The 611-nt window shown below is 54.0% G+C and carries 2 protein-coding genes; both read left to right on the top strand.

The annotated features are described in order from the left end of the window. Window positions 1-376, top strand: a 376-nt coding sequence (locus ACTHUR_RS15780; RefSeq protein WP_440399595.1) for a DUF1543 domain-containing protein, incomplete at its 5' end; no start/stop codon positions are given. Between the two features lie 10 nt (window positions 377-386). Continuing rightward, the coding region (locus ACTHUR_RS15775) for a 6-carboxytetrahydropterin synthase (protein ID WP_440399593.1) at window positions 387-611 on the top strand (225 nt) is incomplete at its 3' end.

The following is a 611-nucleotide window of genomic DNA, read 5'->3' as shown; positions in this document are numbered from 1 at the left end:
CAAAATCTACATCGACGGCTGGCAGGTTGTCGAATGGGCGGACGGTTATGATGTCGATGTATCCGACGACACCGAGCTGAAAGGGTCGTCTGAAAACGCCCCGCACCTGTATTTTGTCAATGTCGGCGGTTATCGCGCGGGGCAGCTTGCCGAGGAGCATGCTTTCGGACTGTTCGCCGCCGCCACGCCCGCCGAAGCCAAGCAAAAAGCCCTGCAAACCCTGTTGCCCGATCATATTCAACAGCATAAAGACAACCTGAAAGAGGTGGACAACCTGCTCCGACTCGACCGCATCGGCAAGCACACCATCCGCCTGACCCCGAATCCGCACGGCAAACCTGCCGAAATCGGCTTTCAGGGCTATTTACCGATTTAAAGTACCCACCATGAAAATTACTAAAATATTCACCTTCGACTCCTCACACATGCTCGACGGGCATGACGGCAAATGCCAAAACCTGCACGGGCATACCTACAAACTCGAAATCACCGTTTCAGACGACCCCATACGGGGTGGAGCAAAAGACGGCATGGTGATGGATTTCACCGACCTCAAAGCCGCCGTCAAAAAACACATCACCGACCCCTTCGACCACGCGTTTATCTACAAC

It is taken from the genome of Neisseria sp. P0021.S007, from assembly GCF_051956855.1.
This window is presented reverse-complemented; position numbering and strand designations above follow the sequence as displayed.